Annotated in this window: 10 protein-coding genes; 5 read left to right on the forward strand and 5 right to left on the reverse strand. The window is 62.0% G+C overall.

Annotated features, from left to right (window positions below):
• Positions 1 to 262 precede the first annotated feature (262 nt).
• From PBDP_RS01095 to PBDP_RS01105, 3 genes are read left to right on the forward strand one after another with little or no spacing between them, the layout of a single operon-like run.
• The gene (locus tag PBDP_RS01095) at positions 263 to 1,633 is read left to right on the forward strand and encodes a cytochrome C (RefSeq protein WP_109756558.1); all 1,371 of its coding nucleotides are present in this window, start codon (positions 263 to 265) and stop codon (positions 1,631 to 1,633) included.
• The gene (locus PBDP_RS01100) at positions 1,623 to 2,132 is read left to right on the forward strand and encodes a sorbitol dehydrogenase (RefSeq protein WP_109756557.1); all 510 of its coding nucleotides are present in this window, start codon (positions 1,623 to 1,625) and stop codon (positions 2,130 to 2,132) included. The genes PBDP_RS01095 and PBDP_RS01100 overlap by 11 nt, the downstream gene beginning before the upstream one ends.
• Positions 2,129 to 4,351, forward strand: a complete 2,223-nt coding sequence (locus tag PBDP_RS01105) for a GMC oxidoreductase (RefSeq protein WP_176688818.1) — start codon at positions 2,129 to 2,131, stop codon at positions 4,349 to 4,351. Before PBDP_RS01100 ends, PBDP_RS01105 begins: the two co-directional genes overlap by 4 nt.
• A gap of 153 nt (positions 4,352 to 4,504) precedes the next feature.
• Here the strand turns inward: PBDP_RS01105 and PBDP_RS01110 are convergent, their stop codons facing one another.
• Positions 4,505 to 5,029 carry an Mpo1 family 2-hydroxy fatty acid dioxygenase gene (locus tag PBDP_RS01110; RefSeq protein WP_109756554.1) on the reverse strand — a complete coding sequence of 175 codons (525 nt, stop codon included), beginning with the start codon at positions 5,027 to 5,029 and terminating at the stop codon, positions 4,505 to 4,507.
• 87 nt (positions 5,030 to 5,116) lie between these two features.
• On the opposite strand from PBDP_RS01110, the gene PBDP_RS01115 reads away from it, so the two are divergent.
• Positions 5,117 to 5,803 (forward strand): Crp/Fnr family transcriptional regulator, encoded by a 687-nt coding sequence (locus tag PBDP_RS01115; RefSeq protein WP_212801706.1) that lies wholly within the window; start codon positions 5,117 to 5,119, stop codon positions 5,801 to 5,803.
• A 298-nt stretch (positions 5,804 to 6,101) separates the two neighbouring features.
• Here PBDP_RS01115 and PBDP_RS01120 read toward each other — a convergent pair whose 3' ends face one another.
• Complete coding sequence (locus PBDP_RS01120) at positions 6,102 to 7,106, reverse strand: AraC family transcriptional regulator (protein WP_109756652.1); 1,005 nt, start codon at positions 7,104 to 7,106, stop codon at positions 6,102 to 6,104.
• A gap of 100 nt (positions 7,107 to 7,206) precedes the next feature.
• Between PBDP_RS01120 and PBDP_RS01125 the strand changes: the two genes are divergently transcribed.
• Positions 7,207 to 8,280 carry a fatty acid desaturase gene (locus PBDP_RS01125; RefSeq protein WP_212801707.1) on the forward strand — a complete coding sequence of 358 codons (1,074 nt, stop codon included), beginning with the start codon at positions 7,207 to 7,209 and terminating at the stop codon, positions 8,278 to 8,280.
• A 192-nt stretch (positions 8,281 to 8,472) separates the two neighbouring features.
• On the opposite strand, the gene PBDP_RS01130 is transcribed toward PBDP_RS01125, so the two are convergent.
• The 3 genes from PBDP_RS01130 to PBDP_RS01140 all read right to left on the reverse strand — a co-directional run bounded on the left by PBDP_RS01130 (position 8,473) and on the right by PBDP_RS01140 (position 12,554).
• Positions 8,473 to 10,977: a TonB-dependent siderophore receptor gene (locus PBDP_RS01130; RefSeq protein WP_212801708.1), complete on the reverse strand. Its 2,505-nt coding sequence runs from the start codon at positions 10,975 to 10,977 to the stop codon at positions 8,473 to 8,475.
• A gap of 85 nt (positions 10,978 to 11,062) precedes the next feature.
• Positions 11,063 to 12,064, reverse strand: coding sequence for a FecR domain-containing protein (locus tag PBDP_RS01135; protein WP_212801709.1), 1,002 nt, complete (start codon positions 12,062 to 12,064; stop codon positions 11,063 to 11,065).
• A complete protein-coding gene (locus PBDP_RS01140; RefSeq protein WP_109756648.1) occupies positions 12,054 to 12,554 on the reverse strand; it encodes a sigma-70 family RNA polymerase sigma factor in 501 nt (166 codons plus the stop codon). Before PBDP_RS01140 ends, PBDP_RS01135 begins: the two co-directional genes overlap by 11 nt.
• Between the last annotated feature and the right edge of the window lie 195 nt (positions 12,555 to 12,749).

Here is a 12,749-nt window from a genome sequence, read left to right on the forward strand (position 1 = left end):
CTCCCACAGTAGAACTTCAGTGAACACAATATTTGTGTACTTATGGAGATCCATTGTGGGAGCGAGCCTGCTCGCGATGGCGCCCTCACTGACACCCCGAGTCGAATCCGAATAACACCGCCCGACCTTGCTTCGATTGGTTCTACTCCACCACCTTTTCCCATCTCAAACCCTACCTAGACTCTGACTTGCCAGGAGGCAGTGAGAGTCTAGGTAAGGACCGGTGTTATCTCCTGGCGCCCTGATGCCAAGGAGATAAAGCATGAGAATGGAAGTCAGTCGGCACGGCCCGTTTGGCTGTGCCTTGATAAGCGTTTTATTGAGCCCATCCGTCAGCGCCACCCCCTCGTTATCGCCGCAGATACCATTCGATGTCACGGTTACCGGCCAACATCCCACTCTGGTCAGCCTTCAGCGCGATTTCGACGATCTGTCATGGCAGACCTTCATTGCCCTGAACTGGCCCGCGCTGGACAACGGCAATCCCAATACCGGCACCTCTATCGGCAAGCAGGATGGCGCCACGGTGTGGGAAAGCTGGAAAGAGAGCTACCAGATCTTCCGGGCCAAGGGCCAGACACCGCTGCCCTGGAACGCCCCGGCAAGCCTCCCCGACGCGTGCAAGTCACTCAAGCCCGGCCGGTTGTTGCAGCAGATGGGCAAGGTACCCGATGTGCTGGATGAGTTTATCCAGCCCTTCGAGAGCGGCCCGCTGGTGGACCAGAACGGTGTCTACACGCGCAACGAAATCGTGGTCAACCAATCGATGTTCAACGGGATCGTCGACAATGGCCTGTACAGCATCGAAGGCCAGCAGAAGTTCTTTGCCGCCAATCCGAAGAACGCCGTGGCCTTCAGCTGCGGTTCCACCGAGAGCCAGCAGGTCGGTGCGGTGATGGTGAAAGCGTCGTGGAAAGTGCTGGGCCCCAATGACAACCGGCAGGATTTTCACACCGTCGATGCGCTGGTTTATACCCCGGGCAACAGCGACCCGAGCCATGGGCCGATTGTCGAGGAGTCGTGCGTCTCCGAGCCGGTCGGGTTGGTGGGATTGCACATGGTCCATAAGACCGCCAGCGCGGCGCAATGGGTCTGGTCAACCTTCGAGCATGTGAAGAATGTGCCGGACAAAAACACCCCCGTCGCCCAGCGGACTGGGCCATATCTGTTCTACAACGCGGCCAGCAAAAGCGATATCAACCAGCCGCCGCCACGGCCCTGGAACCCGGCGGTCAAGGCGACGCCCTCGCAAATCGTGCGCGACGTGCCGCTGACCGACGCCACCAAAAACCTCAATACGACCTATCAAGCGCTGTTGCGCACGGTGAACCCGCAGAGCGTCTGGGCGAACTATCAACTGATCAGTACCCAGTGGCCGTCGGCACCACAGCCGAACTGCCAGATATCAGCCGCCAACCCGTTGGGCAGTCCCGCGCCGTTGTTCCTGGCCAACGCCACGCTGGAAACCTACATCCAGGGCACGGTGCCCCAGGCATCTTCCAGTTGCATGGCCTGTCACGGCAATGCGGCCACCCATGTCACCGAGTCACCGCGTACCAGCTTCGCGGATTTCACCTATTTACTCGAACGCGCACAGTCCACTGGCGGACAAGGAGTCAACCATGAGCAGTGATCTGGACAATTTCGTAGGCCTGTCATCGGCCCTGACCGGCATTCCCACCGATCGGCTGGCACCGACGATCGACCAGGTAGGTTTGCCGTCGACTTTTCTCGCGTTCATCACCCCGCGTATCACCCCTGAGGTGCTCAACACGTTACTGACGCAATACGCCACGCTGGCGGCCGACCACATCCCGCCCGACCAGATCGCCAAGGCGGTGCTGATGGACGGATCGCGCCCAGCCGTCACGCAGACCGCCCAAGCCGCGCGTTCGATCATGAAGCTGTGGTTGCTGGGGGTCTGGTATCAGCCGTATGCCACTGGCAGCTACAAATCGACCGATTCGACGGTGGTGTCCGACCAGGCCTACATCCAGAGCTGGGCCTGGAAAATTGCCCAGGCCCATCCCATGGGCTACAGCGAGATGTTTTTCGGCTATTGGAACACCACGCCGCCCAGCCTTGAGGACTACACCGGCGTGCCCGCCAACGATCAGGGAGCCTCGTCATGAGTACCGAACAAGCAGAGGTGATCATCGTTGGCGCGGGGCTGGCCGGCAGTATCATCGCTTATCAGTTGGGCATGGCCGGCGTCGATGTACTGGTGCTCGAATCGGGTCCGGAGATCCCGGTCAACCGCACGCAATACCTGGAGCGCTTCTACACCGCCACGCTGAAAACCCCGGAATCCCCTTATCCGCCGGTGTCGACACTGGATACACCGCGTGACCCGGCCAAGGAAAATGCCCCTCGGGCCACCATCGCCGACCTGATCCTCGGCTGGAACGAGCCGAAAACCAGCTACCTGGTGCAGAAAGGTCCGCTGCCCTTCAACAGCACCTATGAACGGGTGGGCGGCGGCACGACCTGGCATTGGGTCGGGACGTGCCTGCGCATGGTACCGAACGATTTTCGCCTGAGGAGCAAGTACGGCGTAGGGGTGGATTGGCCCATTGGTTACGACGACCTGCAAAGCGCCTATTGCCGGGCCGAGGCGGAAATCGGGGTGTCGGCCAATGTCGCCGACCAGGCCTACCTGGGCATGACCTTTCCCGAAGGTTATTCCTTCCCGATGCACAGCATCCCGTTGTCGCTGGTCGATGGCAGTTTCGTCAGCGCCGTGACCGGGCAGACGTTCGACGGCTTGCCGCTGGTGGTCAGCCCGACGCCGGCCGGGCGCAACTCCCAGCCCTACGCCGGGCGTCGGGTGTGTGCCGGCAATACCAACTGCACGCCGATCTGCCCGATCCAGGCCAAGTACGACGCGACCGTGACCATGAACAAGGCTCTGTCCACCGGCAAGGTCCGGGTCATGTACCGGACCGTGGCCAGCAAAGTGACGGTGGGCCCGGACAAGAACATCAATGGCGTCGAATTCATTCAATACCAGCTTGGCGACGGACCGCAGACGGGAACCGGCGTGGCCATCGGGCAGCGTTACGTGATCGCGGCCCATGCCATTGAAACCCCTAAATTGTTGCTCAACTCCAAGACCCCGGCCTGGCCCAACGGCGTGGCCAACAGCAGTGGGCAAGTGGGACGCAGTTTGTCCGACCACCCGATTTACCTGGCCTGGGGGCTGATGCCGGAAGGCAAGACGGTATTTCCATACCGTGGTCCGGTGTCCACGGCGGGCATCGAGAGCCTGCGTGATGGCGACTTTCGCAGCCAGCGAGCGGCATGGCGCATCGAAATCGGCAACGAGGGCTGGAACTGGCCGGTGGGCGACCCTTACGTCACCGTGGCCGATTTTATCGACGGCAAGAACAAAAGTTGCACCAACCCGTTGCCATCGAAAGAGAACCCGCCGCCGCCCACTGAGGCGCTTTACGGCACGGCGCTGATTCAACGGCTCAACGACCTGTTCATCCGCCAGTTTCGGATCGGTTTTTTGGTGGAGCAGGTGGAGGAGCATCCCGACCAGTCCAATAGCTACATCGTGCCCTCGACGGACAAGCTCACGGACGGGCTCGGCATTCTCCGGCCGGAAATCCACTACGACCTGTCCGATTACACCAAGGAAGGTTTCAGGCAGGCGAAGATACTGGCGAGCCACATCATCAAGGACCTGCTCGGGGCCGTGGAACTGACGGCACCCATTGGCAAAGGGACCTTCAGGTACAAAGACGAGGATTACAGCTTCCAGGGCGCCGGGCACCTGATGGGGACTTATCGCATGGGCGATGACCCGGCCAAGTCGGTGGTGGACAAGTATCAACGCAGTTGGGACCACAAGAACCTGTTCCTGGTGGGCGATGGCGTGTTCCCCAGCACCGGCACCTCGAATCCGAGCCTGACGATTGCGGCGCTGTCGTTCCAGGCCGGGGACACCGTGGCCAACGACCTGAAGGCGGTGACCATGCAGGTCCAGGCCAACAATCCTTGGCAGGGCACGGGTGTGCAGGTCAACGGGTTGGTACCGCGCCTGGTTCGCTACGTCAGCGGATTATGGTGCGCGAGTCCGCAGGGTGGCAATGTCGATGGAAAGGGCGGTTCCAGGCACATCGACTACAGCAGCTATGCGTTGCCCGGTGCGGCCGAAGGCGCCTTGATCGGTCGCGTGGGCAATGGTGGCAAGCCGTTCCTGGTGGGTGATCTGGCGCAGGTTCCGGGCGACCAGCAAGGGGAGCTGCAACTGTGCATCAACGATGACCTGACCGGGCAGTACGGGTCTGGCTTGAAAGATAACACCGGCGCGCTGACGATTCGGATCGAGTTCGGTGCGCTGTAACGCTTGAGCGGTAGTGGCCACCTCCTGTGGGAGCGAGCTTGTGGGAGCAAGGCTTGCCCGCGATGCAAACACCTCGGTGTAGCTGATTAGACCGAGGCGATGCCATCGCGGGCAAGCCTTGCTCCCACAGACTCGCTCCCATAGAGGGGGGCTTCAGGCCGCCGAGCGCTGGTTGCGCAGGGTTACCGGCCCGACGCGCTCTTCAATAGCCTGCTTCAGTTCGCCACGAAGTCCCAGCAGGAAACCCGCTTCAACCACCACGAACAACGGCCCGACAATCAACCCTGTGAGGTCGTCGACGAACGCCGGCTTGCGGCCTTCGTAATAGTGACCGACAAACTGGATCACCCAACCCACTACAAACATGCCCAGGCCACTGCCCAGCCACACCGAAGTGCTTTGCGCGGCGAGCATCTGGCCCAGCCAAACCGCCAGGCCCAGCAGCACCGTCATCAACACACCCAGGCGTATTTCCAGGCGCAGGTAGAACCACGCACTGGCCACGGCCGCCAGCAACGCGGGCGACACCAGAACCGCACCCATCGGCCAGCCGGGTCGTGACAACAATACGGCGACGGCGACGAAGATCAGCGGAATGCCAATGAAATGGCTGGCGATGTTGCGCGGGTCGCGATGATAGGCGGCGTATTGACTGAGATGATCGACGAGGCTTTTCATTGTTGTTCCTCCTGAGGTGATGCCTGCATGATGCCCGGGTACCCCAAGGTGTTCTGTCAGTTAGCCGACACTTGTCCCGGAGTTTCCATGAGTTCGCATCCCTGGCACTCACACCTGATGGCCGGCCACTGGTACAGCCATCTGCCTGATGAGTTACAGAATAGTCTGCTGGACATGGCGCGGCTGCGCCGCCTGCCGCCGGGCCATCGGCTGTTCCAGCGTGGCGATCCACCCTGCGGGTTGTATGCCGTGCTGGAAGGCGCGGTGCGTGTCGGTGCGGTGAACGAACAGGGCAAGGAGGCGTTGCTGAGCGTGGTGGAGGCGCCCCACTGGTTCGGTGAAATCTGCCTGTTCGATGGCCAGCCGCGGACCCATGATGCGGTGGTCGTAGGTCAATCTGCGCTGCTGCACTTGCCCCAGGCGCCGTTGCTGGCCTTCCTGCAAGAACAACCGATCTATTGGCGGCATCTCGCATTATTGATGAGCCACAAACTGCGCTTGACCTTCATCAACCTCGAGCACCTGAGCCTGATGCCCGCACCGGCCCGCGTGGCCCACCGCCTGCTGATGATCGCCGAAGGCTACGGCGAAATCGAACCGGCGCGCCGGGTTCTGCAACTGCCTCAGGAGCAACTGGCGCTGATGCTCGCGCTGTCGCGCCAGACTACCAACCAGGTCCTCAAGGACCTGCAGGCCCAAGGCATCCTTCATCTCAGTTATGGCGAGATCGAAATCCTCGACATCGAGCGGTTGCGGGCCCTGACCACAACCTGAAGTCTGTGGGAGCGGCCATGCACAAACGGTGTGGCGAGGGAGCTTGCTCCCGCTGGCCTGCGCAGCAGGCCCCAGCATGTTTACAGGCGGAGTGCTTGGACCGGTTTTGCGGCTGCTGCGCAGCCGAGCGGGAGCAAGCTCCCTCGCCACGGGGCTTGGGTTGCCTGGGCGAAAATCATCGCGAGCAAGCAAGCCCGCTCCCACAGGGGGTTGGTGTTGTCGCAACTATCGTGGTCACACCGTCCCCATTGTGGGAGCGAGCTTGCTCGCGATAGGGCCAGCCCAGGCGCTGCAATCCCTAGCGCAACCCATCCCGAAACTGTCCCGGCGTCATTCCGGTCCAGCGTTTGAACGCGCGGCTGAAGCTGCTGGCATCGGCAAATCCCAACAGATAACTGACTTCGCTCAGCGAACATTGCGGATCGCGCAGGTGCAGCAGCGCGAGGTTTTCCCGGCATTCGTTGAGCAGTGCGTCGAAGCGGCAGCCTTCGTCGGCCAGGTGCCGTTGCAGGCTGCGCAGGCTCAGGTGCATGGCCTGGGCGATGCGTTCGGCGCTGGGTTCGCCTTCGGGCAGTTGGGCCTCGATGGCCGCGCGTACCTTGCGCTCCCAGGTCAGTGGCTTGAGCTGGGCGAGGGTGCGCTCGAGCACTGTTTCGTTGTGTTCGGCCAGTTCCGGGTTGGCGTCGTCCAGGTGGCTGTCGAAGTCGCTGAGCTCGAACTCCAGGCGATCCTGGTCGGCGCCAAAATGTACCGGCGAGCGGAATACCTTGTGCCAGGGCGCGGGATCCGCCGGCTCCGGGCGTCGCAGGTAGACCGCCAGCGGCGCGTAATCACGGCCCAGGCGGTTGCGGCAGGTGCGCACATAAATCGCCGCGAACGCATCGATGGCCTCGAAGGCTGGCGCCGGTCGGCCCGGCGGCACGTCGAGGCTGAAGCGATAACGGTCTTCGCCACGGCTCAATTGCAGGGTCAGCGCATCGCTGACCACCGGGTGATAGCGCACGATCCGCTCGAACACTTCTCGCAGGCTGCCGCTGGCGACCAAGGCATAACCCAGCGCGTGGAACGTGGTGGGGCTGACGAAGCGCGAGACCCGCAGGCCGATGGCCGGGTCGCCGCTGGCCTGCACCGCCAACGCCCACAGGCGTGTGGTGCCTGAGAGCGGGTAGCGGGCGTTCGGGTCGTCCATCAGTTGTGGATCGAGCCCGGCTTCGACGCACAGGGCATGGCTGTCCAGGCCCAACGCATCGAGCTGTTTGCGCAGGGCGCGGGTCCAGCTGGCAAGGGAGGTCGGTTCAGTCATGACGATTGGCGCTTGCGGTCAACAGGTTGGCGTTTACGGCTACCACCCGAGGGGACAACGCCCGGCAGGATGAGCACATCGATAACAGAGGATGTAAGCCATGCACGGCACTTGCGCAAGCCCCGAGCGATTGAATGCACAACAGCGATCCGCCCATATTCGCCAGGTGGTATTGGCCCGGGGCGAGCAATTGCGTCAGCGCTACCCGATTTTGCGCCACCAGGATGCATTGGGCGCGGGCATCCTGGCGTTTGCCCTGGCCGGAATGATCGGTTCGGCGCTGCTCTACATCAACGGTCATCTTGCCGGATGGGCGTGCCTGCTGCTCAACGCTTTTTTCGCCTCCCTGACCCACGAGCTGGAACACGACCTGATCCACAGCATGTACTTTCGCAAGCAACGCCTGCCCCACAACCTGATGATGGGCCTGGTGTGGCTGGCGCGGCCGAGCACCATCAACCCGTGGATCCGCCGCCACCTGCACCTCAACCATCACAAGGTATCCGGCAGCGAGGCCGACATGGAGGAACGGGCCATCACCAACGGCGAACCCTGGGGGCTGGCGCGGTTGCTGATGGTCGGCGACAACGTGATGTCGGCCTTCATCCGCCTGCTGCGAGCCAAGACCTGGGCGCACAAGGGCAGCATCCTCAAGCGCACGCTGAAGGTGTACTTCCCGCTGGCACTGCTGCACTGGGGCGCCTGGTATGTGTTCCTGGGTTTTCACGGGGCCAACGGTGTCGCCAGCCTGCTGGGCACGTCGATTGACTGGTCGACGACTACGCTGGCGACGATGCAGGTGATCGACATCGCGGCAGTGGTGATCATTGGCCCGAACGTGCTGCGGACCTTTTGCCTGCACTTCATCAGTTCGAACATGCACTACTATGGCGACGTCGAGCCGGGTAACGTCATCCAGCAAACCCAAGTGCTCAATCCGTGGTGGTTGTGGCCGTTGCAGGCGTTCTGCTTCAACTTTGGCAGCAGCCACGGGATCCATCATTTCGTGGTGAAGGAACCGTTCTATATCCGTCAAATGACGGTACCGGTGGCTCACAAGGTGATGCGCGAGATGGGCGTGCGGTTCAATGATTTCGGGACGTTTGGGCGGGCGAATAGGTTTGTGCGGGAAGAGGGTGTAGTGCGGGAGAAGGTGAACGCGGCCCAGGTTTGAGACGCACCACCTTATGCATGGAGAACACATCTTGTGGCGAGGGGATTTATCCCCGCTGGGCTGCGTAGCAGCCCAGGACCAAGCGCCGGGGTGTGTCAGGTGTGATCACAGCCAACCTTTTTGGGGCCGCTTCGCGGCCCAGCGGGGATAAATCCCCTCGCCACAGGGGAGGTGTCAGCTCTGGGAAACGGGTTAGAACTGGTAACTCACCGTCGCCGCCACATTGCGTTCTTCACCCATGTAGCAATAGCTCAGGCTGGCGCAGGAAGCGACATAGCTTTCGTTGGTCAGGTTGTTCGCATTCAGGCGAACGTCCACCCCCTTCAAGCCGACCTTGCCCAAGTCATACCCCACCGAGGCATCGAGCAACGTGTAGGACGGCACCTTCATGGTGTTCTCCGCGTCGGCCCAGCTGTAGCCCACATAGCGCACGCCGCCACCCAGGCGCAGGCCATCGAGTGCGCCGCTGTCGAACTTGTAGTCAGCCCAGAGCGAGGCCATGTGGCGCGGCGCCTGGGTCGGTGAATTGCCCTTGTTTTCGATGAGGTCGGTGGCGGTGCTCAAGGTGCTGATCATCGATTTCGAGTATTCGATATCGGTGAAGGTGTAGCTGCCCAGCACTTTGAATTGCTCGGTCAGTTGCAGATGCGCTTCCAGTTCCAGACCCTGGGAGCGCACGGCACCGATGGCGCGGTAGAAGTTCTCCTGGGGCAGTTTGGTCGCCAGGTTTTCCTGGTCGATGCGAAACAGCGAGGCGGTGTACAGGTCATCAGTGCCCGGCGGCTGATACTTCAGGCCCAGTTCCCATTGCTTGCCATCGGTGGGCGGCAGCGGGTTGCCGGCGCTGTCGGCGTAGGAGTTCGGGTTGAACGACTCGGAGTAGCTGATGTACGGCGCCAGGCCGTTGTCGAACAGGTACAGGGCCCCGACACGGCCGGTGAGCTTGGTGCGTTTGTCGTTGATTTCGGTGCCTTGCGGGCGACCGAATTCGGCAATGCGATTTTCATCCGAGGTCTCGACCCAGTCCTGGCGCAGGCCCAGGGAGAAGCGCCACTTGTCCATCTCGATCAGGTCTTGCAGGTAGACGCCGGTCTGCTCCAGGCGTCGCAGGTAACTGGTGGGGCTGAAGTAGGTGATGGCCGAGTTGCCATAGGTCGGGTCGAAGGCGTTGATCGGGGCGAGGCTGCCGCTGGTCCAGTCGACCACGGTTTTGCGTCGTTGATAGTCCGCACCCATCAACACGGTGTGCTTGGTCGCACCGGTAAAGAATTCGGCTTGCAGCATGTTGTCGACGATGAAGGAGTGGAGCTTTTCTTCGGCGCCGGTGTAATAGCGGTTCAATTCGTTGCTGGTGGGCGTGGTCCAGCCATAGGCGTAGACCTGATCGTTGGTGACCTGGGAGTCCAGGTAACGGAAGTTCTGCCGGGCGGTGAAAACATCGTTGAAACGGTGCTCGAACTGGTAGCCGAACGACTGCTGGTCGCGTTCGTAACCGTCGACGCCAGGTTCGCCTTCGAAGAAGTTTTCCGAGATCCGTCGGCCGTTGCGCTGGTGCAAGGTGCCGTCGGCCGGCATGCCGCCGTGGTAGCCACCGTCGGGGTCATGTTGCAGGTAGGCCTGGAGCGTCAGCGAGGTGTCGTCGCTGAAATCGATGTTCACCGTGGGGGCCAGGGCGAAGCGCTTCTCCTTGTTGTGGTCGAACTGGGTATCGGAGCTATCCGCCAGGCCGATCAGCCGATAGGTGATGCGTTTGTCGTCATCCACCGGGCCGCTGAAGTCGAAACCCATGCCGCGTTGGCCCTGGGTGCCGACCGTGGCCTGAATCTGGTGATAGGCCTCGTACAACGGCTTCTTGCTGGTCAGCGCCACCAGGCCGCCGGGCGAACTGCGGCCGTAGAGCACCGAGGACGGGCCTTTGAGGATATCGACCCGCTCCAGGAAGTACGGGTCGACCTGCATGGAGCTGTAGGTGCCGCTGTCGCCCATGGACTTGAGGCCGTCGAGGTAGATGTTATCCACCGAGCCGTCGTTGAAGCCGCGCATCGCCACGTAGTCGTAGCGGTGGGTGGCGCCGTAGGGGTTGGTCAGCACGCCAGGGGTGTAGCGCATGGCCTGGGAGACGGTTTGCGCGCCCTGGTCGTCCATTTGCTCGCGGGTGACCACGGACACGCTCTGGGACGTTTCGCGCAGGGCGGTGCTGGTCTTGGTGGCGACCTGGCTGTGGGTGGCGTTGTAGCCTTCCATGCTGCCCAGGGCGTTACCCAGAGCGAAGCCCTTGATGTCCGTGGTCGGCAGTTCCAGCGTGCTGCCGGCGGTCTCGGTTTGCAGCACGTAGCTGCTGCCATCCTGGCTGACGGCAACCAGTCCTGAGCCGCTGAGCAACTGGCTCAAGGCCTGTTCGCGCGAATACTCGCCCTTGAGCCCCGGGGACTGGACGCCGCCGGTTTGCGCCGGGGTGCTTGCCAGGGTGATCCGAGCCTGGCGGGCGAACTGATTCAACACATCGCTCAGCGGGCCGGGAGCAATGTTGTAGCTCTGGCGGCTGGCGGTCACGTCGCTTTGTGCGGCGACCGCAAGCATCGGTACGACGCTGCCCCCCAGCGCGGCGGAGAACAGCGCGGCATGAATAGCCTGGCGCAACAGGCCTGGTTGTGAAGATAAGCCGAAGGGATTCTTGAGATGTACGCGCTCAGTCATTGTGGGTTCCGTTGGAGTCGCTGGAGGCAGATAAGGGTTGCTTACTGTCCTAGCCGGACACCGGCTTGAAACCCGCCAAAAAAAATCAAGCCAGGCGTTCCACCGTGATCCACCAACGGGTTCGATAACGGATTTGCACAGGGAGCGTGCGTGGCAGGACGGCCAGCAATTTGTCGGTGTCCTCCAAACGGAAAACCCCCGACAGACGCAGGTCGGCAATCGACGCCGCGCAGTTCAAATAGCCTGGGCGGTAGCGTCCTACTTCGTTGAGAAAATCCGCCAGGCGCATGTTGCGCGTGACGATCAACCCGTCGGCCCAGGCACCTGCGTCCATGTCCAGGGGCGGTGCCAGGGTCGCTGTCGATGGGGTGATCAGGTAGTTTTGCCCGGCCTCGACCTGGATGGGTGTGCCATCGCTGTTGGGGTGGGAACGAATAACGACCCGGCCGCTGGTGACGCTCAAGCGCGTGCAGTCGCTGTCCTGGCGCACGACGAAGCGCCCCTCCAGCCCTTCGAACAGGCCATGTCGGCCTTGCACCCGCAGCGCACGTCCCGGGTCGCGTCCACAGGTGACCATGATTTCACCGCGGGCCAGGGTGATCAGGCGTTGCCCATCGGTGAAATCCAGGTCGGCAGCGCTGTGGGTATTGAGTTCGAGCCGTGAGCCGTCCGGCAGTTGGAAACCGCGGCGTTCACCCGTGGCGGTGGCGAAATCGGCACTCCATGGGCGCCAGCCCAGATCCTTGCCCAGCCATGTCGCGCCGCCCACCAGTGCGGCACCCGAGAGCAACTTCAGGGCCTGGCGGCGACTGAGGCGCTGGGCACTGTTTTCCAGGGTATTCAGGGCGACATGGGCACCGGGCACTGCCCGCAGGTTCGAGGTCAACTCGCTGTGCAGCGATTGCACCCGCAGCCAGGCCAGTTCGTGTTCTGGATGGGCGGCGCGCCAGGTGTCGCATTGTTGGCGCAGGGTCGGGTGAGCGGTGTGATTGCGCAGGCGCAGCAGCCAGTTGATCGCTTGCCTGACCACCTGTTGCGACGGGCCGTTACGGCGGCTCTGCAAGTGATCCGCCGGCTCAGCTTTCATAGCGCAACACGTAGCAGTGGTATAGCGCATCGGCGACGTAGCGCTCCACCGAGCGCAGCGAAATGCCCATTTGCTCGGCAATCTGTTTGTGCGTCAGGCCTTCGCACTGGGCCAACAGGAAGGCCTTGCGCACTTTCGGCTTGAGGCCTTCGAGCATCCTGGCAATGGCTTCGAGCAATTCCAGGATCAAGGTCCGGGTTTCGGCGCCGGGGGTTTCGGCTTCCGGCAGGTGGGCTATGGTCTGGAGGTAGGCACGTTCGATTTCTTCTCGACGCCAATGGTCGATCACCAGGCCTTGGGCGATGGTGCGCAAAAAAGCGCGTGGGGCTCGAAGCTCCAGGCGTTCGCTACGCTGCAACAGGCGCACGAAAGTGTCCTGGGCCAGATCCGCCGCATCGGCGGCATTGCCCAACCGGGTGCGCAGCCACGTATTGAGCCAGCCGTGATGTCGGCTGTAGAGCGCCTGTACTGCAAACTCGGGAGATGACATGGACGCGACGGCCTGGATGTTACAAATGATAATAGGTCGCATTGTCATCAGGCGTCGGCGAATTTGCAACCACCGTTCGCTCGCTGTGGCCTCCCGTCGCCTATTTCTTCGAAACTCTAATTATTTGTACAGGCTTGCCGACAGACTGGTATGCGTGCACCAAAGTGGAGCGAAGTGATAACCGCTCGCACTGTC

This window comes from Pseudomonas sp. St290 (genome assembly GCF_018325805.1).
In the GTDB taxonomy this organism is placed as follows: domain Bacteria; phylum Pseudomonadota; class Gammaproteobacteria; order Pseudomonadales; family Pseudomonadaceae; genus Aquipseudomonas; species Aquipseudomonas bijieensis.